This window comes from Kitasatospora cineracea (assembly GCF_003751605.1).
Taxonomy (GTDB): Bacteria; Actinomycetota; Actinomycetes; order Streptomycetales; family Streptomycetaceae; genus Kitasatospora; species Kitasatospora cineracea.
In genome coordinates this window covers 211,072-237,330 of the sequence record NZ_RJVJ01000002.1, presented here as the reverse complement: position 1 = coordinate 237,330, position 26,259 = coordinate 211,072, and the positions used below count along the sequence as shown (strand labels likewise).

General features: G+C 75.4%; 24 protein-coding genes and 1 pseudogene. 11 read left to right on the top strand and 14 right to left on the bottom strand.

The window, feature by feature from the left end:
* Positions 1 to 99 precede the first annotated feature (99 nt).
* Positions 100 to 537, top strand: a pseudogene (locus tag EDD39_RS27575) (RrF2 family transcriptional regulator); the annotation flags it as partial.
* Between the two features lie 283 nt (positions 538 to 820).
* The gene (locus tag EDD39_RS27570) at positions 821 to 2,002 is read left to right on the top strand and encodes a globin domain-containing protein (RefSeq protein WP_123561277.1); all 1,182 of its coding nucleotides are present in this window, start codon (positions 821 to 823) and stop codon (positions 2,000 to 2,002) included.
* A gap of 123 nt (positions 2,003 to 2,125) precedes the next feature.
* On the opposite strand, the gene EDD39_RS27565 is transcribed toward EDD39_RS27570, so the two are convergent.
* The 11 genes from EDD39_RS27565 to EDD39_RS27515 form a co-directional block, all read right to left on the bottom strand.
* Complete coding sequence (locus EDD39_RS27565) at positions 2,126 to 3,088, bottom strand: alpha-ketoacid dehydrogenase subunit beta (protein WP_123561275.1); 963 nt, start codon at positions 3,086 to 3,088, stop codon at positions 2,126 to 2,128.
* Positions 3,085 to 4,053 carry a thiamine pyrophosphate-dependent dehydrogenase E1 component subunit alpha gene (locus EDD39_RS27560; RefSeq protein WP_208765667.1) on the bottom strand — a complete coding sequence of 323 codons (969 nt, stop codon included), beginning with the start codon at positions 4,051 to 4,053 and terminating at the stop codon, positions 3,085 to 3,087. Before EDD39_RS27560 ends, EDD39_RS27565 begins: the two co-directional genes overlap by 4 nt.
* Positions 4,050 to 4,967, bottom strand: coding sequence for a phytanoyl-CoA dioxygenase family protein (locus tag EDD39_RS27555; protein ID WP_123561273.1), 918 nt, complete (start codon positions 4,965 to 4,967; stop codon positions 4,050 to 4,052). Before EDD39_RS27555 ends, EDD39_RS27560 begins: the two co-directional genes overlap by 4 nt.
* Positions 4,968 to 4,984: 17 nt before the next feature.
* The gene (locus EDD39_RS27550; protein ID WP_123561271.1) at positions 4,985 to 5,986 is read right to left on the bottom strand and encodes a VOC family protein; all 1,002 of its coding nucleotides are present in this window, start codon (positions 5,984 to 5,986) and stop codon (positions 4,985 to 4,987) included.
* A complete protein-coding gene (locus tag EDD39_RS27545; protein WP_123561269.1) occupies positions 5,983 to 7,251 on the bottom strand; it encodes a beta-ketoacyl-[acyl-carrier-protein] synthase family protein in 1,269 nt (422 codons plus the stop codon). The genes EDD39_RS27550 and EDD39_RS27545 overlap by 4 nt, the downstream gene beginning before the upstream one ends.
* Positions 7,248 to 8,990 (bottom strand): class I adenylate-forming enzyme family protein, encoded by a 1,743-nt coding sequence (locus EDD39_RS27540; RefSeq protein ID WP_123561267.1) that lies wholly within the window; start codon positions 8,988 to 8,990, stop codon positions 7,248 to 7,250. The genes EDD39_RS27545 and EDD39_RS27540 overlap by 4 nt, the downstream gene beginning before the upstream one ends.
* A gap of 115 nt (positions 8,991 to 9,105) precedes the next feature.
* Positions 9,106 to 9,606, bottom strand: coding sequence for a hypothetical protein (locus tag EDD39_RS27535; protein ID WP_208765666.1), 501 nt, complete (start codon positions 9,604 to 9,606; stop codon positions 9,106 to 9,108).
* Between the two features lie 259 nt (positions 9,607 to 9,865).
* Positions 9,866 to 10,978 carry a beta-ketoacyl synthase N-terminal-like domain-containing protein gene (locus EDD39_RS27530; protein ID WP_208765665.1) on the bottom strand — a complete coding sequence of 371 codons (1,113 nt, stop codon included), beginning with the start codon at positions 10,976 to 10,978 and terminating at the stop codon, positions 9,866 to 9,868.
* A complete protein-coding gene (locus tag EDD39_RS27525; protein WP_123561265.1) occupies positions 10,975 to 11,271 on the bottom strand; it encodes an acyl carrier protein in 297 nt (98 codons plus the stop codon). Before EDD39_RS27525 ends, EDD39_RS27530 begins: the two co-directional genes overlap by 4 nt.
* Complete coding sequence (locus EDD39_RS27520; RefSeq protein ID WP_123561263.1) at positions 11,268 to 11,537, bottom strand: acyl carrier protein; 270 nt, start codon at positions 11,535 to 11,537, stop codon at positions 11,268 to 11,270. Before EDD39_RS27520 ends, EDD39_RS27525 begins: the two co-directional genes overlap by 4 nt.
* A 149-nt stretch (positions 11,538 to 11,686) precedes the next feature.
* Positions 11,687 to 13,093 (bottom strand): class I adenylate-forming enzyme family protein, encoded by a 1,407-nt coding sequence (locus EDD39_RS27515; RefSeq protein ID WP_123561261.1) that lies wholly within the window; start codon positions 13,091 to 13,093, stop codon positions 11,687 to 11,689.
* Between the two features lie 188 nt (positions 13,094 to 13,281).
* On the opposite strand from EDD39_RS27515, the gene EDD39_RS27510 reads away from it, so the two are divergent.
* The 4 genes from EDD39_RS27510 (at position 13,282) to EDD39_RS27495 (ending at position 17,651) form a co-directional block, all read left to right on the top strand.
* The gene (locus tag EDD39_RS27510; RefSeq protein WP_123561259.1) at positions 13,282 to 14,388 is read left to right on the top strand and encodes an alpha-hydroxy acid oxidase; all 1,107 of its coding nucleotides are present in this window, start codon (positions 13,282 to 13,284) and stop codon (positions 14,386 to 14,388) included.
* 79 nt (positions 14,389 to 14,467) lie between these two features.
* Entirely contained in the window at positions 14,468 to 15,391 is a 924-nt protein-coding gene (locus EDD39_RS27505) for a class I SAM-dependent methyltransferase (RefSeq protein ID WP_123561257.1), read from the top strand.
* Complete coding sequence (locus EDD39_RS27500; protein WP_123561255.1) at positions 15,391 to 16,347, top strand: alpha/beta hydrolase; 957 nt, start codon at positions 15,391 to 15,393, stop codon at positions 16,345 to 16,347. Before EDD39_RS27505 ends, EDD39_RS27500 begins: the two co-directional genes overlap by 1 nt.
* On the top strand, positions 16,344 to 17,651 hold the full coding sequence (locus EDD39_RS27495) for an aminotransferase-like domain-containing protein (RefSeq protein WP_123561253.1): 1,308 nt from the start codon (positions 16,344 to 16,346) through the stop codon (positions 17,649 to 17,651). Before EDD39_RS27500 ends, EDD39_RS27495 begins: the two co-directional genes overlap by 4 nt.
* A gap of 88 nt (positions 17,652 to 17,739) precedes the next feature.
* On the opposite strand, the gene EDD39_RS27490 is transcribed toward EDD39_RS27495, so the two are convergent.
* The 3 genes from EDD39_RS27490 to EDD39_RS27480 form a co-directional block, all read right to left on the bottom strand.
* Entirely contained in the window at positions 17,740 to 18,504 is a 765-nt protein-coding gene (locus EDD39_RS27490) for an ABC transporter permease (protein ID WP_123561251.1), read from the bottom strand.
* 59 nt (positions 18,505 to 18,563) lie between these two features.
* Positions 18,564 to 19,520, bottom strand: a complete 957-nt coding sequence (locus tag EDD39_RS27485; protein ID WP_208765710.1) for an ATP-binding cassette domain-containing protein — start codon at positions 19,518 to 19,520, stop codon at positions 18,564 to 18,566.
* Positions 19,521 to 19,686: 166 nt separating this feature from the next.
* Positions 19,687 to 20,910 (bottom strand): glycosyltransferase, encoded by a 1,224-nt coding sequence (locus EDD39_RS27480; RefSeq protein ID WP_123561247.1) that lies wholly within the window; start codon positions 20,908 to 20,910, stop codon positions 19,687 to 19,689.
* A 240-nt stretch (positions 20,911 to 21,150) separates the two neighbouring features.
* Between EDD39_RS27480 and EDD39_RS27475 the strand changes: the two genes are divergently transcribed.
* The 5 genes from EDD39_RS27475 (at position 21,151) to EDD39_RS27455 (ending at position 26,236) form a co-directional block, all read left to right on the top strand.
* Entirely contained in the window at positions 21,151 to 22,083 is a 933-nt protein-coding gene (locus tag EDD39_RS27475) for a 3-oxoacyl-[acyl-carrier-protein] synthase III C-terminal domain-containing protein (protein WP_123561245.1), read from the top strand.
* A gap of 163 nt (positions 22,084 to 22,246) precedes the next feature.
* Complete coding sequence (locus EDD39_RS27470; RefSeq protein WP_244257316.1) at positions 22,247 to 22,648, top strand: acyl carrier protein; 402 nt, start codon at positions 22,247 to 22,249, stop codon at positions 22,646 to 22,648.
* Positions 22,649 to 22,653: 5 nt separating this feature from the next.
* A complete protein-coding gene (locus EDD39_RS27465) occupies positions 22,654 to 23,541 on the top strand; it encodes a 2-hydroxy-acid oxidase (protein ID WP_123561243.1) in 888 nt (295 codons plus the stop codon).
* Positions 23,542 to 23,667: 126 nt separating this feature from the next.
* Positions 23,668 to 24,549 carry a class-II aminoacyl-tRNA synthetase family protein gene (locus tag EDD39_RS27460; RefSeq protein WP_123561241.1) on the top strand — a complete coding sequence of 294 codons (882 nt, stop codon included), beginning with the start codon at positions 23,668 to 23,670 and terminating at the stop codon, positions 24,547 to 24,549.
* A 4-nt stretch (positions 24,550 to 24,553) separates the two neighbouring features.
* Positions 24,554 to 26,236, top strand: a complete 1,683-nt coding sequence (locus EDD39_RS27455; protein WP_123561239.1) for a condensation domain-containing protein — start codon at positions 24,554 to 24,556, stop codon at positions 26,234 to 26,236.
* Positions 26,237 to 26,259 lie beyond the last annotated feature (23 nt).

Sequence of the window (26,259 nt, the reverse complement as noted above, 5' to 3'; positions counted from 1 at the left end):
ACGGCGGCGCGCGGACCGGGCGGAGGGGCGCCGGGACGTGACGCACCAGACACCGGTGTAATTGGTATCCAAGATGCGCAATTGATTAGAGTCAGGCCCGTGAGGCTGACCAAGAGCACCGACATCGCACTGCGCATCGCCATGCGCCTGGCGGTGCTGGACGAGGACCAGACCCCGACCACCCGCGAGGTGGCCGAGGCGGTCGGCGTCCCCTACAACCACGCGGCGAAGGTGGTCAGCCGGCTCCAGCACCTGGGCGTGGTCGAGGCCCGGCGCGGCCGCGGCGGAGGGCTCGCCCTGACCGCCGCCGGGCGCACCGGATCGCTCGGCCGGACCGTCCGGGAGCTGGAGGGCGTCGGCGACGTGGTCGGCTGCGAGGACGAGCCGCCCTGTCCGCTGCGCCACTCCTGCCGGCTGCGCGGGGCGCTGCGGCGGGCCCAGGAGGCGTTCTTCGCCACCCTCGACCCGCTGACCGTCAACGACCTGGTCGGCGTGCCGAGCGAGCCCGGCGGTCCGGTCCTGCTCGGACTGCCGGTGTTCGGCGGCCCGCCGGGGGCGGAGGGCCCCCCGGAGGTCCGGGTGGCCCGCCGGGGCCGGGGCCGTTCGGCCCTTCCTCGCCGTAGCCCGCCCGGGCGAGCATCGAGGCGGGCCCCAGGCGGTCACCATGCGGACGCCGGGCGGGCCCCATGCGGTCACCAGCAGTTCTCCACCGGTCCCCGTCCGGTCCCCGTCCGGTCCCCGGTCGGTCCTCCGCCCGGTTCCGCGTGTCGGTTTTCCATGCCATTGAATGCGCATCTCAGATGCGAGTTTGGAGTTTCGGATGCTGTCCGAGAAGTCCGCGCAGACCGTGCGTGCCACCCTGCCCGTGGTGGGCGCGGCCATCGGGGAGATCACCGGATCGTTCTACGACCGGCTGTTCGCGGCCCACCCCGAGCTGCTGCGCGACCTGTTCAACCGGGGCAACCAGGCCGACGGCAGCCAGCGCCAGGCGCTGGCCGGCTCGATAGCCGCCTTCGCCACCGCGCTGATCGAGCACCCCGACCAGCGGCCGGACGCCATGCTCGCCCGCATCGCCCACAAGCACGCCTCGCTCGGCATCGCCCCCGACCAGTACCAGGTGGTCCACACCCACCTGTTCGCCGCCATCGTCGAGGTGCTCGGCGACGCCGTCACCCCCGAGGTCGCCGCCGCCTGGGACGAGGTGTACTGGCTGATGGCCAACGCCCTGATCGCCATCGAGGCCCGCCTGTACGAGGAGAGCGGCACCCGCGGCGAGCGCCGCCGCTACACGGTGGCCGCCCGCACCGCCGAGACCGCCGACGTCGCCACCTTCCTGCTGCGCCCCGCCGACGGCGGCCCCGTCCCGGCGCACAAGCCCGGCCAGTACGTCTCGGTGCAGGTCGAACTCCCCGACGGCGCCCACCAGATCCGCCAGTACAGCCTGTCCGGGCAGCCCGACGGCGGCCTGCAGATCACCGTCAAGAAGGTCGCCGGCGACCCGGCCGGCGAGGTCTCCAACCACCTGCACCAGCACGTCGACGAGGGCGCCACCCTGCTGGTCGGCGCCCCGTTCGGCGACGTGCAGCTGGCCGACGGCGACCGTCCGGTCGTGCTGGCCTCGGCCGGCATCGGCTGCACCCCGATCGTCGGGATGCTCACCCACCTCGCCGAGACCGGCGCCGCCCGCAAGGTGATCGCCGTGCACGGCGACCGGCAGGAGTCCGCGCACGCCTTCCGCGAGGAGTTCGCGCTGCTGGTCGACAAGCTCCCCGACGCCGAGGCGCACGTCTGGTACGAGCGCCCCGAGGGCGAGTGGCCCGCCGACCGCACCGGCCGGGTCGACCTGACCGGCCTGGACGTCCCCGCCGACGCCGTCGCCTACCTGTGCGGCCCGCTCCCGTTCATGCGCTCCGTCCGCACCCAGCTGCTGGCCGCGGGCGTGCCCGCCGCCGACATCCACTACGAGGTCTTCGGCCCCGACCTGTGGCTCGGCCGGGCCTGACCGCGGACCCACCCCCGAGCCGTCAACTGCCGCGCGGGAAGCGGTGGATGACCGCAGAGGCCCGGCCCCGGAGCGGTGCGCACCGCTCCGGGGCCGGGCCGTCGCCCCGCCGGGGCCGGGCCGTCACTTCAGCACGGCCCGGACCGCGTCCCGCAACTGCTCGGCGCCCGGCTGCAGCGCCCGGTCCAGGGCCGGGGCGAACGGGAGGACCGCGCCGTCCGGGCGGGTGACCCGGAGCGGCGGGGCGAGCAGGCGGCACTCCTCGGCGGCGACCGCCAGCACCTCGGCGGCGAACCCGGCGAAGCGGTTGGAGTCGTCGACCACCACCAGCCGGCCGGTGCGGCGCAGCGACTCCACCAGGGCGGATCGGTCCAGCGGGTACAGGGTGCGCGGGTCGAGCACCTCCACCGACACCTCGTCCGCCAACTCCTCGGCCACCGCCACCGCCTGGTGCACCAGGTGGCCGACCGCGACCACCGTCACGTCGGTGCCCGCGCGGTGGATCCGGGCCGCGCCGATCGGCACCGGCGCCAGCGGCGCCGTCACGTCCTCGCGCACGGCCAGCGCCCCCGCCGGGGCGAACAGCACCACCGGGTCGTCGTCCGCGATCGCCGAACTCAGCAGCCCGTACGCGTCGGTGGGCGTCGCGGGCGCCAGCGTCTTGATGCCCACGTGCGCGAACAGGCCGTACGGGTGGTCCGAGTGCTGGCCCGCCCAGCCGCTGCGCGAGCCCGAACCCGGCACCACCACGGTCAGCGGCACCCGGGCCTGCCCGCCCGTCATCAGCGGGAACTTGTGCGCCTGGTTGGCGAGTTGCTCGAACACCAGGAACAGCAGCGACGGGATCTGCAACTCGATCACCGGCCGCATCCCGTTCAGCGCCGCCCCGATCCCGGCCGAGGTGAACGCCTGCTCCGACAGCGGCACGTCCACCACCCGCCCGGCGCCGAAGCGTCGTTGCAGGCCCGGTGTCAGCCCGGCCAGGCCCGCGCCGACGTCCTCGCCGAACACGCACACCGCCGGATCGGCCTCCAGCGCGTCCGACAGGGCCCGGTTCATCGCCTTGGCGTACGACAACAGCGTCACAGGGCCGCTCCCGACCGGGGCCGCAGCCCGCTCGCGTACAGGTGGTCAGTGGCCGTCGCCGGATCCGGCTCCGCCGAGGCGAGCGCGAACTCGGCGGCGGCGGAAAGGAGTTCGGCCACCTCGCGATCGATGCGGGCCGCCTCCGGCAGGCCGGTCGCCAGCGGGTCGCGCTCGCGCCAGGACGCCACCTCCGCGGCCGTCCGGTACGACAGCCGGAAGCGCCGCTCCATCGTGTGGTGCGCCTCGAACCGGTACGTCAGGCACTCCAGGAACGACGGCCCGCCCCCCGCGCGTGCTCGCTGCACCGCCCGTTCGGCCGCCGCCCGGACCGCCTCCACGTCCATCCCGTCCACCGTCTCGGCCGGGATGCCGAACGCCGCCGCCCGGCCGCACGCCGAACCGCCCACCGCCGCGGCGGCCGGCAGCGTCGTCGCGTAGCCGTTGTTCTCGCAGACGAACACCACCGGCGCCCGCCAGATCGACGCCAGGTTCAACGCCTCCAGCAGCACGCCCTGGTTGAGCGCGCCGTCGCCGAAGAACGAGGCCACCACGGTGGGTTCGCCGCGCTGCTGCGCCGCCCAGGCCGAGCCGACCGCGATCGGCGCGCCCGCGCCGACGATGCCGTTGGCGCCCAGGATGCCCAGCGAGAAGTCCGCGGCGTGCATCGACCCGCCCCGGCCGCCGTTCAACCCGCCCACCCGGCCCAGCAGTTCGGCCAGCAGCCGGCCCGGGTCGGCGCCCTTGGCCAGCACGTGCCCGTGCCCGCGGTGGGTCGAGGTCAGCTGGTCGGCCGGATCCAGCGCCGCGCACACGCCGACCGCCACCGCCTCCTGCCCGATGTACGGGTGCGTGCCGCCGACGACCAGCCCCGAGCGCACCCACTCCAGGGCGAGCTCCTCGAACGAGCGGATCAGCCGCATCGCCCGGTACCGGCCCGCCGGGTCCGTCAGGTGCGGCAGGCTCACCGGCTCGACCGCCACAGCACCGGGCAGAACTCCGGGTCCGCGTAGTCCGGTCGCCCGTTCGCGTCCCGCCGCACCACCGCGTCGTGGTTGTACGCCACCGGCGAGCCGTCCGGCCGCAGGAACGGACGGTACCGGTTCGACCCGTCCTGCAGGTGCAGCGACACCGCCCGGCGCGGCTGCGCGGACCGGTTCGGGCCCGAGCCGTGGTAGGTGCGGCAGTGGTGGAAGGACACGTGCCCGCGCGGGATCTCCACCGGCACGGTGCGGACCTCGGTACCGTTGAACTCGGCGTTCTCGTGCAGCAGTTGCTCCAGCTCCGAGCGGTCCCGGGCGGCGAAGTGCCGGGTCGAGTCGTCCCCGCCCGGCCGCTCCTCCCAGCGGTGGCTGCCGTCCACCATGGTGATGGTGCCCATCTCCTCCGTGCAGTCGTGGAACGGCAGGAACGCCGTCAGCATCCGCTGCGAGGTGGAGGTCTGCCAGTAGTGCTTGTCGAAGTGCCACGGCACCACGTTGCTCGGCTCGCCCGGCACCGGCGGCTTGTAGATCAGCGTCGACTGGAACAGCCGGACCTCCGCCGCCTGCGCCAGCCGCGCCGCGACCGCGCCCAGCAGCGGCTTGCGCAGGATCCGGCCGATCTCCGCGTGCTCGTAGTGCACGTAGTCGTTGTGCCGCTGCACCGGCCCGTCCGACGGCTTCCAGGACGCCAGGTGCGGCGGCCGCGCCGGGAGTTCACGGTCCCGCTCGCCCGCGTAGTAGCGCTCGGTGGCGGCCTGCAGGGTGTCCAGCTCGGCGTCGGAGAACAGCCGCCGCGACAGGTACCAGCCGCGCTCCGCGTACTCCAGCACCTCCTCGACGGTCGGCAGCAGCGCCGACTCCTCCTCGGTCAACGCGAACTGCTCGATGACGGTGGTCACTTCCCTCTCCCCTCTGCTCAGCTGTCCGCGGTGGCGCGCTCGCGCTCCACCGCCTCGTACAGGGCCTTGATGTTGGCGGTGCCGAAACTGCCGGCGCCGCGCCGCTCCACCAGCTCCAGGAACAGCGTCCGGCGCGGATGGGTGGAGCGGGCGAAGATCTGGAACAGCTCGCCGCCGTGGTCCCGGTCCACCAGCACGTGGGTGTCGCGCAGCTCCGCCACCGGGATGGCCGTCGGGCCCAGCCTGGACTCCAGCGCGTCGTAGTACGCGCCCGGCGTGCTCAGGAACGCCACCCCGCGGGCCGCCAACTCCCGTACCGCGACGGTGATCGAGCCCGTCGCGTAGGCCAGGTGCTGGACGCCCGCGCCGCCGTGCGCCGCCAGGAAGCCGTCGATCTGGCCGGACGCCCGCGAGGTGTCCGGCTCCAGCAGGGTGAAGGTGACCGTCCCGCACGGGCTCTGCACCACCCGGGAGTCCATCGCCTGGTCGCCGACCTCCACGTACTCGCGGAACACCTCCCGGTGGCCCAGCCCCTCGACCGCCCACCGCACCGAGTCGCCCAGCTGCCCGCCCGGCACCACCACCGCCACGTGGTCCAGCGACAACAGCGAACCCGGGCCCGGAAGTTCACCCGGCGGCAGCAGGTCCTCCGGGCCGGTGAAGCGCAGCGCCAGGTCGCCGAAGCCGGACACCGTGCCCGCCCCGTCCAGCCGTACGGCGCCCGCCGCCACCGCCCGCTCGGCCGCCGCGGCCGCCGACGCCGCGTCGGCGTGCCGCAGCGCGATCACCGCGACGCCGTCGCCGTGCCGCCGCACCCAGCCGGCCACCGGGTGGTCGGCCTCCACCGCCGAGGTCAGCAGCACCCGGACCGACCCCTGGTGCGCCACCACCTGCGCGGTGCCCGGCGCGGCCGCCGCCGGCTCGTACAGCGTGAAGCCCCAGTCGTCGCGCAGCCGCGCGGCGTACTTGTGGGCGTCCTCCACGTACAGTTCGGTGTACGCGATGCCCGGCACGGTCATGAGTCCCCTCCGAGGTGCTTGGCCGTGATGCTCGGCGGACCGAACAGCAGGCTCAGGTTGTGGCCGCCGAACGCGATCGAGTTGGACAGGGCGTGCCGCACGACGCTGTGCTCGGCCGCGCCCCGGACGTGCCGCAACGCGCAGGCCCCGTCCGGCTGTTCGAGGTTCAGGGTGGGCGGGATCAGGCCCTCGGCGACGGCCAGCGCCGACACCGCCGCCTCCACCGCGCCCGAGGCGCCCAGCAGGTGGCCGGTCGCGCCCTTGGTCGAGCTGACGAACGGCTCGTGCGCGCCGAACACCTCGCGCAGCGCCGCCGATTCGGCGACGTCGCCGAGCTTGGTGCCGGTGCCGTGCGCGTTCACGTAGTCCACGGCCGACGGCTCCAGGCCCGCCGAGCGCAGCGCGGCCCGCATCGCCGAGACCGCGCCCGCCCCGTCCGGGCGCGGCATGGTCGGGTGGTGGGCGTCGGTGGCCGCGCCCCAGCCGGCCAGCGAGGCGTAGCCGCTCGCGCCGCGGGCCGCCGCGTGCTCGGCGCTCTCCAGCACCAGGACGGCGCTGCCCTCGCCCAGCACGAAGCCGTTGCGGCGGGCGTCGAACGGCCGGGACGCCTGCGTCGGATCATCCCAACCAGCAGCCAGTGCACGGGAGTTGTCGAAGGCGGCGGCGATCGTCGGGTGCAGCGGGGCCTCCGCGCCGCCGCACACCACCACGTCCGCCTCGCCGCCGCGGATCAGCCGCAGGCCCTCGGCGATCGCCTGCGCGCCCGCCGCGCAGGCCGTGATCACGGCCGAACTGTAGCCGCGGATGCCGTACGCGATGGCGATCCGGGCGGCCGCCATGTTCGACAGCATGCCCGGCAGCAGGTACGGGCTGACCGCGGCCCGGCCGCGCTCGCGCCGCCCGGCGGCCTGCTGCTCGTAGCTCTCCAGCCCGCCGCCGCCGGTGCCCAGCACCACCGCCACCCGCTCCGGGTCGGTATCCTGACGGATCGTCAGTTTCGCGTCGGTGAGGGCGTCCTCGGCGGCGGCCAGCGCCAGCAGCAGGAAGCGGTCGGCGACCCGGGTCTCGGTCGGCGGCAGCACCTCGGTGGCCGGGACGGGCGGGGCGATGCCCGCCACCCGCAGCCAGCCCCCCGCCGGGTGCCCCTCCGGCGGGGCGACCAGGCCGGAACGGCCGGCCGCCAGCGCCCGGAACGCCTCCGGCACGGCCCGGCCCAGCGGCGTCACCCAGCCGATGCCGGTGACCTGCGCGGCGACCGTGCTCATCGGGCGGCCGCCGAGGTCGCCGAGGTCGCTGAGGTCGCCGAGGTCGCCGAGGTCGCTGCGGCGAGGTGGCGCCGGCGCAGCAGCACCTTGCGGACCTTGCCGGTCGGCCCGAGCGGGATGTCCGCGTCCTCGACCACCAGGACCGAGCGGACGACGGCGGCGACGTGCGGCTCCAGCGCGGCGAGCACCTCGGTGGTCCGGGCGGCGGTCCCGGCATCGTCCTGGGTCGCGGTGCGGGCGTCGTCCTGGGTGGCGGCGCGGACGGCGGCCGGGTCGAGTTGCAGCAGCACGTCCGCGACCGTCCGGTCGCCGTCGCGGAAGGCGACCACGGTGCAGTCGTGCACGTCCGGGCAGGCCGCCAGGACGCGCTCCTCGCTGGCGGCGGTGTGCAGGCGGCGGCCGTCGCCGAGGTCGACGGTGTCGACGGCCCGGTCCACGTGGTAGTAGTAGCCGTCCTCGTCGCGGTACATCAGGTCGCCGGTGAGGAAGTAGTCGCGGACCCGGGTGCGGTGGGTGGTCACCGAGTCGTTCCAGTAGCCGGGCGACAGGGTGGGCGAGCGGGTGCCCAGCTCGCCGACCAGGCCCGGGCCGAGCTCGTTGCCGTCCGGGTCGAGGACCGCGCAGTCGACGAAGGCGTGCGGGCGGCCCACGCAGCGGCCGTAGCGCGCGGAGTCGACGGTGTGGGTGATGTGGAAGTGCGAGTGGCCCATCTCGGAGGAGCCCAGGCCGTCGACGAACACCGACCCGGCGGTGCGGACCCGGCCCTGCCGGGTGGCGGTCTCCCGCGAGCCCTGGGCGACCAGGCGGCGGATGTGCGCCTCGTGCGCGCAGTCGCCGGTGTTCCACCACAGGCCGACCGAGGACAGGTCACGGGCCGAGAGGTCCTGCCGGGCCAGGTCGGCCCAGGTGGTGGCGAAACCGTACACGCCCTGCGGCTGCCAGCGCTCGATGGCGTCCAGCACCGCCGGCCCCGACTGGCCGGAGATCAGGTGCAGTTGGGCGTCGAAGCTGAGCGCCAGGTTGACCGCGATCAGGGTCGCGGCGTGCGCGGCCGGCAGGGCGCTGAGCACCCGGTCGATGCCCTGCGGGCGGGGCAGCAGCAGGCGGTGCCGGATCGCCGCGTACAGGCTGGCGTGCGTGTGCAGCACCGCCTTCGGCAGGCCGGTGGTGCCCGAGGAGTGGGTGATCGCCACCGGGTCGGTCGGCCAGTGCCGGTACGGCTCGGGCGCCGACTCCGGTTCACCGCCGGCGAGTTCGGCGATGTCGGCGAGCAGCGGGGTGCCGCAGCCCGGATCGCCGAGGGCCGGATCGGCGGGGGCCGCGTCGGCCAGCGCCTTGGCGTGCGCGGTGTCGGCGAGCAGCCCGACCGCGTTCAACCGGCGCAGGTAGCGGGCCGTGGTGTCCGCGTCCAGCGCCGGGTTGAGCAGGGCCGGGATCGCGCCGAGGCGGCTCAGGGCGAGGAAGCACAGCACCTGGTCGGCCGCGGCGGACGCCTGAACGGCGACCGGGTCGCGGCGGCGCACCCCCCGGGCGTGCAGGGCGGCGGCCCGGATCCTTACCGCCAGGTCGAGTTGACTGAGTGTCAGGGACTCGCCCGCCGGGTGGGCGTCGACGGGGGTGTCGAAGGTCAGGGTCGGCGAGTCCGGGCCGAGACCCTGCTCGACGCGGGTGGTCAGGACGTTGCCGGCGCCGACGGAGCTGTCGGCGGACAGCACGGCGCGAAGGGTGCGGAGGCTCATCGTTCCCGTTCTTCTCGTGGTGCGGGAAAGGGGGAGGTCCCCTCGGCGGGCCGCGGCGCGCGACGGGGAGTCCGGGGGTGCGGGGGGTGCGGGGGGATTGCGGGGCTGCGGTGGTTCAGGGGGCGAGCAGGACGGCGGTGGCGCGGTCGGGCGGGCCCTGGACGGCGGTGATCAGGAGCACCTGCTCGGCGTCGCCGTCCTCGATCAACAGGGCCGCCCGCTCGTGCAGTTCGGGCCCGTCCGGGAAGCCGGGGCCGAGCGCGACGACCGGACCGTCCACCTGCCAGCGGGCGGCGACGTGGCCGAGCACGGCGTTCGGGTTCGACTGGAAGAACAGCAGCGGGGCGACCCGCTGCCCGGCAGCGGTGGCCCGGGCCAGCGCGTCCGCCGTACCGGTGTCGCCGCTCGGACTGGCCAGCAGCAGCGCGGTGCGCGGCGCCCCGACGGCGGGCGGCGCACCGTAGCGGGCCCGCAGGCAGCGCTCGGCGACCTCGGCCACCAGCGGGCTGAACGCGGACTCCACGAACCCTGCGATGGCGGGCAGTTCGTCCTCCGGCCCGTCCGGCCAGCGGGCGGCGGCCAGCACCCGCAGCGGCCCGGCGAGCACGCGGGGCACCGTCGGCGCAGCCTGCGGTGCCTGCAGTGCCTGCAGTGCCTGCGGTGCCTGCAGTGCCTGCGGTGCCTGCGGTGTCGGATGCAGGTGCGGATGCGGAGGCGAATGGTCGGGAGCGAGGACGGGGGCGGGTCTCGGGGCGGTCATGCGGGTGCCACCAGGAGTGCGGGCCGGGAGAGCCGGACGGGGAACGGGAGGAGACGGGGGAACGGGAGGAGACGGGGCGGACGGGGCCGCCGGGACCGGTTGCCGGGGGGCGAGGTCAGGCGGGGGCCACCAGGAGGGCGGTGTTGGCGCCGCCGAACGCGGCGTTGACGGTGAGGGCCAGGGCGGGGGACGCCGGGCGGGGGCGGTCCAGCACCAGGTCCAGCGGGCAGTCGGGGTCCGGGGCCTGCCAGCCGGCGTTCACGGGGAGCGATCCGGCGCGCAACGTGCCGACGGTGGCGGCGAGTTCGAGCAGGGCGGAAGCCTCCAGGGCGTGGCCGTGCACGGACTTGGTGGAGCTGACCGGCGGGGTGCCGGACGGGAAGACGGCGCGCAGCGCGGCGGCCTCGGCCAGGTCGCCGAGCTTGGAGCCCGCGCCGTTGGCGTTGACGTAGCCGACCGCGTCCGGTCCGGCGCCCGCCCGGGCGAGCGCGTCGTGCACCGCCCGGGCCAGGCCGGTGCCGTCGGGGTGCGGGCGGCAGACGTGGAAGGCGTCCCCGGTCCGGGCCCACCCGGCGATCCGGGCCAGCGCGCGGCCGCCGCGCCGGCGCAGGGCCGGTGCGGACTCCAGCACCACGGCGACCGCCGCGTCGCCGAGCAGCATGCCCTTGCGGCCCAGGCTGAACGGGCGGACGGCGCCGTCCCCGGCCAGCGCCCGGCCGGCGTCGAACACCGCGAAGGTGTCCGGCTCGACCAGGTACCCGGCCGCGACCAGCACGCGTTCGCGCCGCCCGGAGGCGATCAGTGCGGCCGCGTCGGCGACCGCGGTGGACGCGGCGACGCACGCCCCCGTGTAGACCCGGGGCCGCAGCCCGGTCCGTTCGGCGACCTCGGCGGCGACCGGTCCGGCCCGCCGGTCGCCGTGCAGGGCGAGTAGCAACTCCTCTTCTGCGCAAGGCTGTTCGGGTCCGGCCGGGCCGGAGAGCGCGCCCGCCTCGGCGAGCACCGCGACCAGCTGGTCGGCCAGCCGGGGCGAGCCCGGTCCGGTGGCGGCCCGGTCCGCGCGGTGCGCGGTGGTGCGGAAGCGCTGCACCGGGGCGAAGGCGGCCCGCCCGGCGAGCACGCCGTCGGTCAGGGCGTCGAGCCCGGCGCCGAACGCCGACCGCACCCCTATGCCGCCGACCAGGACGGCGCGCCGGGGCGGGCCGTTCCGGAGTGCGGTCGGGGTCATGGCGCGGCGACTCCCGCACCGTCCTGGGCCGCGGTGACTCCCGCCCCGCCTCGGACCGCGGCGAGCTGGGCGCCGAGCGCGGCCACCGCGTCGTCCACGGTGCGGATGGCGTCCAGGTGCTCGTCGTCCAGGTCGACCTGCACGCCGTAGGTCTGCTCGGCCTCGGCGATCAGCCAGGTCAGTTCCAGCGAGCCCAGGTGCTCGTCGACCTGCTCGGGGGCGCGGTCGCCGTAGCGGGCGAGCATGGCCAGGGCCTCGGCCCGGTCGAAGCGGGTTCTGGCGTCGGTGCTCATCGGGCGGTGCCCACCGCGGACTTGGCGATCCGGGCGGCGACCTCGGCGCTGAACTCGTCGATGGTCATCAGGGCGGTGGACTCCATGTCGTCCAGTTCGAAGCGGATGCCGAACTCCTCCTCGACCTGCACCGCGAGGTCGGCCAGCGCCAGCGACTCCAGGTCGAGGCCGGCCGGGCCGAGGTCGGTCTCCGAAGTGACGTCCGAGACGTCGTAGTTCATCGCGGCCAGCGTGGTCAGGACGAACGAGCGGATCTGTTCCTGCATGGAAGGATCTCCAGCGCAATCGGGAGGGGAAGGAAGGGGCGGTTCCGGGCAGGGCGCGCCGACGGCCGGGCGGACGGTGTCTGGAGCCGTCCACCGGGCCGGGCGCACCGCACCGGAACGGAAGGGGCGGAAAGGGAGAGAGGGGTGGATCAGCGGGCGGCGTCGGCCTGTCGGCGCAGGGCGGCGACGTCCCGCAGCAGCTTCCCGGTGGCGGTCCGGGGGAGCCGCGGCATCAGGTGCAGCCGGCGGGGCAGCTTGTAGCCCGCCAGCTCCTTGCCCAGCAGTTCGCGCAACTGCTCGGCGGGGCCGCCCCGTTCGGACGGCGCGGAGGTGACGCCCTCGGCGGTCGCGGCGTACGCCTCGATCGCGCCGTCGGCGAACAGCACCACGGCCTCGACCACACCGGGGAGCCCGGTGAGGGCCTGCTCGACCTCGTTCAGGTCGACCTTGAGGCCGCCGATGGAAATCTGTGAGTCGCGCCGCCCGAGCACGGTCACCAGGCCGGTGCCGTCCTCGATCAGCGCGGCGTCGCGGGTGTGCAGCAGGCCGTCCGACCAGCGGGTAGGGTCGGTCGGCCCCAGGTACGGGGAGTGTTCCCGGGCGATGTGCAGTTCGCCGCCGGCCAGGGACAGCCGCATCCCGTGGACGGGCGCCACCGCGGGATGGTGGCGGCCGCTCAGGTCGGTGGCGATCACGCCGGTCTCGGTCATCCCGTACATGGTGCCCAGCGGCACCCCGTAGCGGGCGCGGAACGCGGCGGGCAGCTGCGGGCGGACGAGTTCGCCTGCCACCACCATCCGCCGCAGCTGCGGCAGTTCGGGCGGCGCGGCGACCGCGGCCAGCAGTTCGGCGTGGAACGGCACCCCGATCACGGTGGTCGGGGCACCGCCCTCGGCGATCGCGGCCAGGATGCCGGTCGGGGTCGCCCGCTGCGGCACCACCAGCTCCACGCCCGCGTGCAGGGCGTGCAGCAGCCCGCCGACCAGGCCGAGCACGTGCACCGTCGAGGACAGCAGCACGGTGCGCTCGCCGCGGGTCGGGAACTCCGGCAGCCGCGCGTAGCAGTCGAGTTCGCGCAGCAGGTCGGCGGCCGTCCGGGCGATCACCTTGGACGGGCCGGTCGAGCCCGAGCTGAGCTGCACCAGGGCGTGCTCGGCCGGAGCCTCGTCGGCGTCCGGCAGCGGCGTGAACCGCGGCCGGTCGTCGGCGAGTTCGACCAGCACCCGGGGGTGCAGCCGGTCCACCGCGCGGTCCACCTCGACGGCGGTCAGCCGGTGGTCCAGCAGGACCGCCCGGGCGCCGGAGCGCCAGACGGCCAGCAGGACCGCGACGAACTCCGCCGACGGCGGCATCCGCAGTGCCGCCGTCCCGTGTTCGCCGAGCCCGGCGGCGGCCAACTGCCGCTGCCGTTCGGTCACCAGGGCCCGCAGGGTGCCCCTGTTCACCGGAGCGCCGAAGCGCAGGCACGGTTCGCCGTCCGGTCCGGCGAGTAACTGCTCGTCCACCCAGTCCGCGGCAACCGTGCCGCCGCGCACCGGGGTTGGGGTAAGCGTCAACGCAACTCCACGCGCTCGTGTGGGAAGCAAGGTTCGGAAGTTGTGATGCTTCAGTGTGGAACCCCCGTCGGTGCCGACCTTTGCACGGGAGCGCATCAAGGGTCAAGGTCTATACCAGTGGCTGGTCGCCCCCTACGCTGTCCCTCGTTTTCGCACGAGTTGACGGTTCATCAGGAGGTTCGGACGCGATGGTTCCGCTCACCCTGGCGGAGCACGGCGCACTGGCCAAGGCCCGACTGCCCGCTGTGATCTGGGACTTCTTCGACGGCGCGGCCGGATCCGAGTGGACCGCCCGGGCCAACCGGGACGCCTGGCAGCAGCACCTGCTGCGCCCGCGCGTCCTGGTGGACGTCTCGGCCCCCGACTGCCGCACCGAGCTGTTCGGTGACCGGCTGGCCGCCCCGTACGGCGTCGCCCCGATGGCCTACCACGGGCTCGCCCACCCCGACGCCGAGTGCGCCACCGCCCGGGCCGCCGCCGCGGCCGGGGCGCTGCTGGTCGCCAGCATCTTCGCCGGGCGCACCCTGGAGGCGATCGCCGAGGCGGCGCCCGACGGGACGCGCTGGCTCCAGCTGTACTGGCTGCGCGACCGCGAGGCGCTGGCCGCACTGGTCCGGCGGGCCGAGGCGGCCGGCTACCGGGCGCTGGTGCTCACCGTCGACGCGCCCAAGGTCGGCCGCCGGCTGCGTGACCTGCGCAACGCCTTCGCGCTGCCGCCCGGCATGACCGCCGCCAACCTGGCGGCCCGGCTCACCAGCAGCGCCGGACGGGCCGAAGCGGGCCGCTCCGGCATCGAGGAGCACTCCCGGCAGCAGTTCGACCCGACGGTCACCTGGGCCGACCTGGCCTGGCTGCGGCGGCGCACCACGCTGCCGCTGCTGCTCAAGGGCGTGCTCACCGCCGAGGACGCCCGGCTCGCCGTCGAGCACGGCGTGGACGGCCTGGTGGTCTCCAACCACGGCGGCCGTCAGCTCGACGGCACCCCGCCCGCGCCGGACGCCCTGGCCGAGGTGGTCGCCGCCGTCCCGGCCGACCTCCCGGTGCTGGTCGACGGCGGCCTGCGGCACGGCGCCGACCTCGCCAAGGCGCTGGCCCTCGGCGCCCGCGCCGCCCTGATCGGGCGGCCCGTGCTGTGGGGCCTGGCGCACGGCGGCGCGGACGGCGCCCGGGCGGTGCTCGACCTGCTGCGCGAGGAACTGCTCGACACCATGGTGCTGGCCGGCCGGCCCACCCTCGCGGACCTCGACCGCGGCGCCCTCGCGCCCCGGCCGCAGGGCCCGCGGACGTACCGCTGAGCGCGCGTCGCTTCTCCTTATATATAGGGGCCGTGACGGAGCATCGACAAAGCAAGTGGAAGAGAACGGAAGAACCCCCGTGACGCACACCGAATCCCCCGCCCCCGGCACCCCCGCCGTGAACCTTTCAGCGCCCCCGGCCACCGTCACCGCGCCCGCCGCGGAGCTGTTCGCGGACTGGGACTGGGAGGACCCCGACGGCCTGGAGGCCCGCACCGACGCGTTCACCGACGACCTCGCCCGGTGCACCTCGATCGAGCTGGTCCGCCCCGAACCGCCGCACACCCACCAGGACTTCCGCGAGCTCGGCGTCACCGGCATCGAGTTCGCCGCGTTCCGCACCCGCCACCCGCAGGGCCTCGGCACCGACCTGGTCGGCCTGCACACCGACGCCGACACCCACGCGGACGCTGACGCCGACGCGGACGCCGAGGGCGCCGTCGCCGCCACCCGCCCCGGCCCGGTCTACCGGATCGACGGCAGCAGCCTGTACACCCGCCTCGACATCGGCCGGCCGCTCCCGTTCGCCGACCGCAGCGTCGACTGGGTGTACGCCGAGCACCTGATCGAGCACGTCCCGCTCGGCACCGCCGTCGCCTGGCTGGCGGAGGTGCGCCGCGTCCTGCGCCCCGGCGGCCTGCTCCGGATCACCACCCCGGACCTCGCCAAGTACGTCACCGGCTACCTCGACGACCGCGAGCAGTTCTTCCGCCGCCACCGCCGCCGCCTGCGCACCATGCGGGTCGGGCCGCCGATGCCGGAGCGCCGGGCCTTCATGCTGAACCAGATCTTCTACCATTTCGGCCACCGCTGGATCTACGACGAAGCCGAACTGCGGTACGTTCTGGACCGCGCCGGTTACGGCGCGTTCACCGTCGTACGACGGGAGTTCCAGACCGGCGCCCGACCGGACGTCGCCGCCCTCGACACCGCCTTCCGCAAGGACGAGTCGATCTACCTGGAGGCCGTCGCCCCCGACGCCGCCCCCGGAGGACCGCACTGATGCCGCTGCACCCCCAGGCCGAGGCGATGCGGGCCCGCCGCGCCGCCACCGGCACCCCGCCGCTGTACACCCGCAGCCTCGCCGAGGCCCGCGCCGCCGACCTCGCCGACCTGCGGGCCGCCACCGGAGCGGGCGAAGAAGTCCACCACGTCGAGGAGTTCACCGTCGACGGCCCCGGCGGCCCGCTCGCCCTGCGCCACTACCGGCCCGCCCCCCGCCCGGCGGACGCCGCCCCCGGCCCCGCCCTGCTCTACCTGTACGGCGGCGGCTGGGCGCTCGGCTCCCTCGACACCGGCGACCCGGTCTGCCGCGCCCTGGCCAACGCCACCGGCGCCGACGTGCTCGCCGTCGGCTACCGGCACGCCCCCGAGCACCGCTTCCCCGCCGCCGTCCACGACTGCTGGGCCGCCCTCGACTGGATCGCCCGCCACGCACCCGAGTTGGGCCTCGACCCGGCCCGGATCGCGGTCGGCGGCGACAGCGCGGGCGGCAACCTGGCCGCCGCCCTCACCCTGCTGGCCCGCGAACGCGGCGGCCCCGCGATCCTGCACCAGCTGCTGGTCTACCCCAACACCGACCATCGCGTCCCGCCCCCCGGGACGGACGACGACCCGGCGCTGTTCAACCGGCACTCGGTCGCCTGGTACTGGGACCACTACCTGGCCGACCCGGCCGACGCCGCCGACCCGCTGGCCTCCCCGCTGCGCGCCCCCTCGCTGGCCGGCCTGCCGCCCGCCACCGTGCTCACCGCCGAGTACGACCCGCTGCGCGAGGAGGGCGAGGAGTACGCCGAAGCCCTGCGCGCCGCGGGCGTCCCGGTCGAACTGCGCCGCTACGACGGCATGCCGCACGGCTTCTTCGCCATGCCCGGCGTGCTGGACGACGGCCGGGCGGCCCAACTCTTCGCCGCCGAACGGCTGCTGGCCGCCTACCGGGCCGCGGAGCAGCAGCGGTGACCCGGGTGCTGCACCTCGCCGACCTGCACGGCTCGCTGGCCGATCCGCTGCTGGACGCGATGACCTTCCTCAACGAGGTCACCGGCCGCTACCCCGAGGCGGTCTCCTTCGCCCCCGGCCGCCCGCACGAGGAGTTCTTCGACCCGGGCGACATCCCGAAGCACCTGGACACCTACCTGCGCCACCTGCGCGAGGAACGCGGCCTGACGGAGAGCCAGGTCCGCCAGGAGGTGTTCCAGTACGGGCGCACCAAGGGCCTGATCGCCCCGCTGATCGCCCGCGCCCTGGCCGCCGACGAAGGCATCGACGTCGACCCCGAGGCGCTGGTGGTCACCGTCGGCGCCCAGGAGGGCATGCTGCTGGTGCTGCGCGCCCTGTGCGCCGGGCCGGACGACGTGCTGCTGGTCTCCGCGCCCTGCTACGTCGGCGTCACCGGCGCCGCCCGGCTGCTCGACCTCACCGTGCACCCCGTCCCGGAGGCCGGGCGCGACGGCGGACTCGACCCCGAGGCGCTGGCCGCGGCCGTCCGCGAGCTGCGCGCCGCCGGGAAACGCCCCCGGGCCTGCTACGTCGTCCCCGACTTCGCCAACCCCAGCGGCGCCAGCCTGGACGAACCGGCCCGCCACCGGCTGCTGGCGGTGGCCGAGGAGACCGGCGTCCTGCTGATCGAGGACAACCCGTACGGCTTCTTCGGCCGCACCGCCGACCCCCGCCCCACCCTCAAGGCCCTGGACGGCGACCGCGGCAACGTGGTCTACCTCGGCTCCTTCGCCAAGACCTGCTTCCCCGGCGCCCGGGTCGGCTACGTGGTCGCCGACCAGCGGGTGGCCGCACCGGACGGCCGCGAGGACCTGCTCGCCGACGAGCTCGCCAAGCTCAAGAGCATGACCACCGTCAACACCTCGGCCCTCGCCCAGGCCGTCATCGGCGGCATGCTGCTGGACGGCGGACTGCGCCTGCGGGACGCCAACGAGCCCGCCCGGCGCTTCTACGCCCGCAACATGGACACCCTGCTGGCCGAGCTGGAGACGGCCTTCCGGGACGTCCCCGGCGTCTCCTGGAACCACCCCGACGGCGGCTTCTTCGCCGTCGTCACGGTGCCGTTCCGGGCCGACGCCCGGGCCCTCGACGCGTGCGCCCGCAAGCACGGCGTGCTGTGGACGCCGATGGACGGCTTCCACCCCGGAGGGGGCGGCGAACACCAACTGCGGCTCTCCTGCTCCTACCTGGCGCCGGACCGGATCGCGGACGGGGTGAGGCGGTTGGCCGCCTTCGTCAAGGAGCGGCTGCCGGAAGGCGGCTGAGCGCACGGCCGAACGCACGGCTGAGCGCACGGCTGAGCGGGGCCCGGCACACCGGCCGCCGGGCCCCGCTCAGCCGTGCGCTCGGCCGTCAGCGGATCCGCTGGGCGAACAGCCGCGCCGACCAGGCCACCGCGACGGCCATCAGCAGCGCCGTCAGCAGCAGGCCGCGCCACACCTCGGGGGCGTCCAGGTGCCCGGCGAACAGGGCGCGCATGCCCTCCACCGCCCAGTAGCAGGGGTTCCAGGACGCGGCGGTGCGCAGCCAGACCGGGGCCAGCGCGATCGGCAGCAGGGTTCCGGAGAGCAGCGCCAGCGGCTGCGCGATGGTGTTGACCACCGGGCCCAGCGCCGCGTCGGTGGGCACCAGCAGGGCCAGCCCGTAGGAGACCGAGGAGGCCATCAGGGCCATCAGCGCCAGCATCGCCAGCGCCAGCAGCAGGTCGGCCAGGCCCACGGTCAGGCCGAACGGGATCGCCAGCACGGCGATCAGCACCGACTGGATCAGCAGCGCCGTGGTCTCCCGCAGCGCCCGGCCCAGCAGCAGGGCGACCCGGCTGACCGGCGTCACCCGGGACCGCTCGATGACGCCCGCGTGCAGCTCGCCCAGCAGGGTGAAACCGGTGAACAGGCCGCCCATCAGGGCCAGCGCGGACAGCAGCCCGGGCACGTAGATCCGGTAGGCGTCGGCGGTGCTGTGCGCGCCGGACGCGGCCAGCGCGGAGGTCAGCAGCGGGGCGAACAGCAGCAGGTAGCACAGGGGTTGGAGCAGTCCGACGGCGATCCACACGGGGGAGCGGGCCATCAGGAGGAGTTGGCGCTGGTAGACCAGCCAGGTGTCGCGGGCGAGCTTCACGGGGACCTCGGGGCTTCGGTACCGGAAAGAGGAAGTGGGAAAAAAGGGGGGGCGGGGGGTCAGCCGCTGTGGACCAGCGCGCGGCCGGTCAGGGCCAGGAACACGTCGTCCAGGCTGGGGCGCTGCAACTGGACGTGCTCCGGCTCCAGGCCGGCCGCGGCCAGGGTGCGCAGCAGCTGCGGGATCGCGGTGGCCGCGGAGTCCACGTGCAGGCGCAGCCCGTCCCCGTCCGGCAGTGCCTCCAGACGCTGCACGCAGGGGAGTTCGGCCAGCTCGCGCTCGGCGCGGTCGGTGGCCCCGGCCTCGGGCAGGCCGATGGTGACGGAGTCGCCGGAGATCTTCCGCTTGAGTTCCTCGGGGGTGCCCTCGGTGACGATGCCGCCGTTGTCGACGATGCCGATCCGGTCGCACAGGGCGTCGGCCTCGTCCAGGTAGTGGGTGGTCAGCAGCACCGTCATGCCCTGCTCGCGCAGGCGGCGGACCTCGGCCCATACCTGGGCGCGGCTGCGCGGGTCGAGCCCGACGGTCGGCTCGTCCAGGAACAGCACGCCGGGGCGGTGGACGACGCCGAGCGCCAGGTCGAGGCGGCGGCGCTGGCCGCCCGAGTACGTCTTGCAGACCCGGTCGCCGAACTCGGTCAGGCCGAAGGCGGCCAGGCCCTGTTCGGCGCGCCGGACGGCCTCGGCCTTGCGGATGCCGTACATCCGGGCCTGCAGGACGAGTTCCTCGCGGGCGGTGGCCTGGTCGGTGGTGCCGCCGCCCTGGGCGACGTAGCCGATCCGGCGGCGGACCTCGCCGGGCTCGGCGCGCAGGTCGGCGCCGGCCACGGTGGCCGCGCCGCCGTCGGGGACGAGCAGGGTGGCGAGCATGCGCAGCGTGGTGGTCTTGCCTGCGCCGTTCGGGCCGAGGAGGCCGTAGATCTCGCCCTCCGCGACGTTCAGGTCGATGCCGCGCACCGCGTCGACGGCGGCGGCGCCGCGGCGGGGCTGGAAGGACTTGCGCAGCCCCTTGGTCACGATCAACCCGGACTCCTGTGGTCGGTGGGTGCGAATGGGTGTGCACGCGTGCGGACGGGTGCGGACGGGTGCGGTCGGGTGCTCGGAAGAGCTTCGGGGGAGGGGCGGGGGGACGCCGGAGCAGACCCTAGGGCCCGACCCGGCCCGCCGACAATGGTCTGGACCATCAGGCGGGGCCGGTCCGGTGCGGTGCGCGCGCGAACCGCTCCAGCCGCTCGGCGGCCGCCACCGCACCGCCGCCGGACCGCAGTTGACGGCCCAGCAGCGCGGCCGCGTCCCGGTACCCGGGCCGGTCGAGGACGGCGCGCAGCGCCGCACGCAGCTGGTCGGAGGTGGCGGTGGCGAAGTCGACCCGGACGGCCGCACCCAGTGCGGCCAGCCGTCCGGCGGTCACCGGCTGGTCGTGCCGGATCGGGGCGAGGACCAACGGCCTGCCGTGGACGAGGGATTCGCCGACGGTGTTCATCCCGCCGTGGCACAGTACGGCGTCCACCGCCCCGCGCTCAAGCAGTTCCAGCACCGGAACGCGCGCGCACCCGATCGCGCCCGGCGGCAGCACGGCCTCCCCGGGGGCGGCCACCACCGCCTGCACGTCCGGGAGTTCGGCCAGCGCGGCCGCCGTCCGGTCCAGGAAACCGCCCGCCACCTCGGCGGACAGCGTCCCCATGGTGACCAGCACCCGGCGCCGCGCCGGGTCCAACCGCTCCCACGGGAACGGCGGTTCGGGCCGCTCCGCGAGCAGCGGGCCGACCAGTGCGTACGCCGCCGGGACGGCCGCGGCGTCCAGGCCGAGCAGGGCGGCGCTGCCGGTGGCGACCACCAGGCCGGGGGAGAAGCGCGGATCGGTGTACTGCCCGGCGGGCAGCCCGGCCCGCTCCCACAGGCCGCGCAGCACCCCGTCCCGCCAACCGGCCAGCCCGCCGCCGCCGTTGTCGCTGCCGCCGCCTTCCTCCGACGGAACGCCGTCCAGCGGGTCGCCGATCTCCAGCGAGGACGGCGCGAAGCTCGCCCACGGCACGCCCGCGCCGTGCGCGGCCAGCGCGCCCGCCGGGCTGTGCTGGTCGACCAGCACCACGTCCGGCCGCCACTGCGCGACGGCCCGCCGCACCGTGCCCAGGGTGAACCGGGTGTGCGGCACCACGAAGCCCTCCCAGAGCGAGCGCACCGCCGCCGCCCCGCCCACCGCCTGCTCGCGGAACAGCCGGGCGCCGGTCGGATGCACCACCGCGTCCGGCCCGAGCACCGGCCGCAGCGCCGGCTCCGGCCCCACCCAGGACACCTCGTGCCCGCGCGCGGCCCAGGCCAGGGCCAGCGCCCGGGCCGGCAGCAGGTGCCCGGCCAGCGGGGGCACCACGATCAGCAGGCGCAGCGGAACGGCGGGAGCGGACATCGGCGGTTCTCCTCAGAGGCGGAAACGGAAGCGGAGCCGGTGCGCGCGGACGGGGCGCGACGGGTCGTCAACCGGCCCCGGACGGGCCGGAACCGGCGGGGGTTCGGGCGGCACCGGCGGAAATCCCGTACGAGTCGTATGCAAACGAGGGAGGAGTGGTACAGACCACAGGGGGATCCCGGGAAGGAAGCGTCGGCGATCTCTTGTGCGGGCCGGTGAGGCGACGGAATACTAGCCCGCGTGACCGCTCTGGAGGCAGTCGCCGTCCACCTGCCGCCCGTCGCCGAACCGATCGAACTGGTCGGGGAGCGCCTGGGACTGACAGGACGTCAGATCAGCTTGTTCCGCCGGTTCCACGGCCTGGACCAGGTCAGGGTGGACCCCGACGGAGACCTGACCGACCTGCTCACCGCCGCAGCGAAGGCCCTGGCCCCGCTGCGCGGCAACGAACACCGCGTGAAGTACGTGCTGCACGCGCGCAGCCTGCCGATCGCGGCACCCTACCCGCACAACCCGCTGCACGACGCGCTCGGCCGTCTGGGGCTGACGCACGCCCGTGCCCTCACCATCACCCACCACGCCTGCGCCGGCTCGCTGCTGGCCCTGGACGTGGCCGGCCGGCTGCTGGCGGCAGACCCGGACCCCGCGGCGACGGCGCTGATCCTGGCGGGCGAGAAGACCTTCACCCGGGACGCCCGCATCGTCCCGGACACCGCCCTGTTCGGCGAAGGGGCGGCGGCCTGCCTGGTGCGGGCCGGAGGCGAACGCGACCGCGTGCTGTCCTACGCGGTCGACCAGCACGGCGAGTTCGACGGGCGGCTCGCCGAGGACCCGGAGCTGATGCTGGAGTACCAGCGCAGCTACCCGGAACTGATGACGGCCGTGATGGAAGCCGCACTGGAGGAGGCCGGCGAGAGCTGGGACTCGATCCGGCTGCTGCTGCCGCACAACGTCAACCAGATCTCCTGGAAACGGATCTGCCGCCGGACCGGGTACCCGCCCGACCGCGTGGTGCTGGACAACGTCCCGGCGGTGGGGCACAGCTTCGCCGCCGACATCCTGCTCAACCACCACACCGCCACCACCCGCGGCCTGCTCCGCCGCGGCGACCGCTACCTGGTCGCCGCGTCCGGGATCGGCGCGACCTTCGCCGCCATGGTGCTCCAGCACTGACCCGTCCCGCCCTCCGCACACCGGGGGCGGCCGGACGTCCGCCGGGGCCCGGCTGCGCCGCGCCCGCACCGCCGTGCCCGCGCCGCCGCGCGCCCACGCCACCCAGTCCACCCGCCCGCACCCGGCCACGCCGCCGGAGTGCCGGCCAGATCAGGGGATCGCCATGACCGACTCCGCCACCGACCTCGCCCTGCCCGAAAACGCCACCACCGGCGCGGTAGCCCTCGCCGACGCTCCGGACACCACCGGCGCGGCAGCCCTCGCCGACACCCCGGACGCCACCGGAACCGCCGCCGACGTGGACCCCGAGCTGCGCGGCCGCGCCCTCGACGGGATCCTGCAGCTGCTGCCCCGGGTGCTCAAGCGCGACCTGCCCGAGATCGGCGAGAACGCCTGCCTGTTCGACGAGGTCGGCCTGACCTCCGCCGGCACCCTGGAACTCATCCTCGAACTCGAGGACCACCTCGACGTGCAGATCGACGTCGAGGGCATCGACCAGGACGACCTGCGCTCGGTCGGCACCCTGGCGGGCTTCGTCGCCGGACACGTCATCGCCGAGGACTGACGACCGTGCGCGTCCGCGGACCGCTCCCCGCCACCACCCTGTCGCGCGCCGCCTCCCCGCTGCGCCTGACCGCCGCCCACGCCCTCGACCTGCCCGGCCACTCCCCGCTCGCCGCCGACCCCGACCTGCGCACCTTCACCGCCGACCTGTCCCGCCCGTACGGGGTGCAGCTCGACGAGGACGCGCTGGCCGGGGCCCGCGGGCAGTCGTACGCCGCGCTGGCCGAACGCGCCATCGACGCCCTGACCGACCCGGCCCGCCCGGTCGACCTGCTGCTGCTGGTGTACGCCACGCCCGACGTCCGCCCCGGACAGGCCGTGGCCCTGCACCTCGCCGGGGTCTGCCCGGGCGAGCCGCTGTCCTTCGCGCTCTGCGACGAGGGCGCCGGCGCCGCGTTCAGCGCGCTGCGGATCGCCGACGCGTACGCCCGCACCGCCGGGGCCCGGCGCGCCCTGCTGATCGCCGTCGAACAGGCCGACCTGCACCACCGCCCGCACCGGCCCGCCCGGCTCCCCGACCGGCACTCCGCCGCCGCCCTGCTCTGGGAGGCGGACCCGGAGGCCGGGACGCCCGGCCGCGCACTGCGGGAACTGCACAGCACACCGAAACTGACGGACCGTCAAGTCGACGGTGCACTCAAAGAGTTGTGCGCCGAACTGCCCGCCGACACGGTGCTGCTGCTCGGCCCCGGCCTGGCCGCCGCCACGCCGCCGCCCGGCCCGCGGACCCGCACCGCCCGCCCCGGCAACCCGTACACCGGCGGCTGGGCCGCCCTCGGTGCGGCCCTCGCCGACCCCGGACTGGCCGGCCTCCCCCTCGCGCTCGCCGACCACGAACCGGAGACCGGCCGCCTCGACCTCGCCCACTGGGCACCCGCGGAACCCGCCCCGTGACCGACGCCCGACCGGGCCCGGAGGCGGGCCCGCCGCCGTTCCCCCGCCACCCCGCGCCCGCCCCGCCCCGCGCCCTCCCCGCTGCCGCCGCCGACCACCGGCCCCGACCCTGACCGAGGCAGAGCCATGAGCACCCGCCACCCCGACGACGCCACCCCGCTGCCCACCGCCGCGCCCGGCGTCCAACTCCAGCCCGCCGCCTACGAGAAGCTGCTCGGCGCGCTGCGCGAGTCGATCGCCCGGCTGGCCGCCGACGAGCCCTTCGAACGGCTGGTCGTCCCGCCGGTGATCTCCCGCGCCACCATCGAACGGGCCGGCTTCGCAGCCTCCTTCCCGCACCTGCTCGGCACCGTGCACAGCTACACCGGCAGCGCCTCCGAATGGCGCGCCCTCGCCCCGCTGATCGCCGAGTCCGGCCCCTGGCACGCCAGGCAGGAGATCACCGACCTGGTCCTGCTGCCCGCCGCCTGCTACCCCGTCTACGCCACCCTGACCGGGCAGGACCTCGCCGCGCCCGTCCGCTACAGCGTCGAGGCGCAGTGCTTCCGGCAGGAGGCCACCGCCGAACCCGGCCGGCTGCGCAGCTTCCGGATGGCCGAACTCGTCACCGCCGGCACCCCCGCGCACTGCCAGGAGTGGCGCGAGCACTGGCTGCAGCGGGTCGCCGACTGGCTGGAGGGCCTCGGCCTGAAGCCCTCGGTCGAACTCGCCGACGACCCGTTCTTCGGCGGCGGCCGCAAGCTCTACCAAGCCGCCCAGCGCGCCCAGGAGCTGAAGTTCGAACTGCGCGTCCCGGTGGCCGACGGCCTGCCCCAGGCCATCGCCTCCGCCAACATCCACAAGGACCACTTCGGCGAAGCCTTCGACTTCACCGCCGACGGCACCACCGGCCACACCGCCTGCACCGCCTTCGGCCTCGACCGGATCGCCCTCGCCCTGCTGCACGCCCACGGCCCCCGCCCCGTCGACTGGCCCCCGCACCTCGGCACCGCCCTGAACGGAGACTGACACCGTGTCAGCCGCACCAGCCGGGAACACCCCGGAGCACACCACCCTCACCCTGCACTACCGCTCCACCGCGCCCGAGGCCGAGGGCCCGCTCACCCTCGGCCAGGACAACATGATCCGCTGCCTGCGCCACGACGAACCCTCGCACATGAACAAGCAGGCCACCTGGAGCGTCCCGCCCGGCGCCGAACTCCCGGCCTGCCTCGACGCGTTGCGCACCCTCGCCGAGCGGCACGCCGCGCTGCGCACCGTCTTCCCCGGCCCGGCCGACCGCCACCCCGAACGCCAGCGCGTCCGCGCCGCAGGCGAGTTCACCGTCCGGGTGATCCCGCTCGCGGACGGCGAGGACCCGGCCGCCCGGGCCGAGGCGTACTGCTGGGACGGGCGGCGGCAGGCGTTCGACCTGGCCGCCGAGTTCCCGCTCCGGTTCGCCTTGCTCACCCGGGACGACGCGCCCGTGCTGCTCGCCGTGGTCATCTGCCACGCCCAACTCGACGGCGTCGCCACCGGGTTGCTCTTCCAGGAGTGGCTGACCCTGGCCGCCGGCGGCACCCTGCCCCCGCCCACCGCGCCCACCCCCGTCGAAGTCGCCGAACAGGAGCAGTCCGCCTCCGGGCAGCGCCGCACCAAGGCCGCCCTGCGGCACTGGGAGCACATCCTCGCCGACCGGCCCACCTCGGTGTTCGCCGACGACCGGATCGGCCCCAACGACACCCTGCTGCCCACCCTCGGCGTCCGCTCCACCGCCGGCGCCGCCGCCCTGGAACGCGCCGCCGCCCGCACCGGCGCCTCCAACTCGGCCGTCCTGCTGGCCTGTTACGCCGTCCTCGCCGCCCACCGGGCGGCCCGCTCCACCGTGGTGATGGCCGCCCTCTCCGCCAACCGCCACCGCCCCGGCCTCGCCGACCACATCGGCACCCTCGCCCAGGACGCCCTGCTCGCCGTCGACACCGACTGCCCCGACCTGGACACCCTGATCGCCCGCACCCAGGCCCACGCCCTCTCCGGCTACTGGCACGCCACCTTCGACGCCGAACGGATCTGGCAGCTCATCGAGGACGTCGCCGTCCGCCGCGGCGCCCGGTTCGCCCGGCACGTCGTGGTCAACGACCTCAGCGCCACCGTCCCCGCCGAGATCGCCGCCGCCCGCCCGCTCCCGCCCACCGAACCCGACCTCGCCTGGTACCCCGCCGAACCCACCCCCACCCGGCTGATGCTCAACATCTGGCGCACCGCCGGCTGCCTCGAGTTCACCCTGCACACCCACCCCGACGTCCTCGACCGCGAAGAGACCGAACTCTTCGCCCACGCCCTGCTCCGCCTGCTCGACCTCGCCGGCACCCGCAACGTCACCCTCGGCCCCGATAGCGAGATCGCCCCCCTCAGCGGCCTGCCCACCGCCCGCCGCGACAAGGCCCGCTGGCAGCAGGTCGGCACCAACTGGATCGACCTGGACGCCGTCGCCGACCTGCTCCGCACCGCCCTCCCCGCCGCCCGCGACATCGAAGTCACCTGGGAAAACGACGAGTTGATCGCCACCATCGACCCCGGCCCCACCCCCCTCACCCCCACCCGGGCCCACACCGCCGTCATGGCCGCCCTCCCCGGCCACGACACCGCCATGGCCCCCCAGCGCTACGTCCTCCCGCACGGCACCGGCACCGGCCGCGACCGGGACCTGCGGTGAACGCGCCGACCGCGGCCGCCCGA

Bases quoted from the DNA above. Each gene is read 5' to 3' on its own strand.
- EDD39_RS27570 (WP_123561277.1), top strand. From the start codon at position 821: ATGCTGTCCGAGAAGTCCGCGCAGACCGTGCGTGCCACCCTGCCCGTG.
- EDD39_RS27550 (WP_123561271.1), bottom strand. From the start codon at position 5,986: ATGACCGTGCCGGGCATCGCGTACACCGAACTGTACGTGGAGGACGCC.
- EDD39_RS27545 (WP_123561269.1), bottom strand. From the start codon at position 7,251: ATGAGCACGGTCGCCGCGCAGGTCACCGGCATCGGCTGGGTGACGCCG.
- EDD39_RS27540 (WP_123561267.1), bottom strand. From the start codon at position 8,990: ATGAGCCTCCGCACCCTTCGCGCCGTGCTGTCCGCCGACAGCTCCGTC.
- EDD39_RS27530 (WP_208765665.1), bottom strand. From the start codon at position 10,978: ATGACCCCGACCGCACTCCGGAACGGCCCGCCCCGGCGCGCCGTCCTG.
- EDD39_RS27525 (WP_123561265.1), bottom strand. From the start codon at position 11,271: ATGAGCACCGACGCCAGAACCCGCTTCGACCGGGCCGAGGCCCTGGCC.
- EDD39_RS27520 (WP_123561263.1), bottom strand. From the start codon at position 11,537: ATGCAGGAACAGATCCGCTCGTTCGTCCTGACCACGCTGGCCGCGATG.
- EDD39_RS27510 (WP_123561259.1), top strand. From the start codon at position 13,282: ATGGTTCCGCTCACCCTGGCGGAGCACGGCGCACTGGCCAAGGCCCGA.
- EDD39_RS27500 (WP_123561255.1), top strand. From the start codon at position 15,391: ATGCCGCTGCACCCCCAGGCCGAGGCGATGCGGGCCCGCCGCGCCGCC.
- EDD39_RS27480 (WP_123561247.1), bottom strand. From the start codon at position 20,910: ATGTCCGCTCCCGCCGTTCCGCTGCGCCTGCTGATCGTGGTGCCCCCG.
- EDD39_RS27470 (WP_244257316.1), top strand. From the start codon at position 22,247: ATGACCGACTCCGCCACCGACCTCGCCCTGCCCGAAAACGCCACCACC.
- EDD39_RS27460 (WP_123561241.1), top strand. From the start codon at position 23,668: ATGAGCACCCGCCACCCCGACGACGCCACCCCGCTGCCCACCGCCGCG.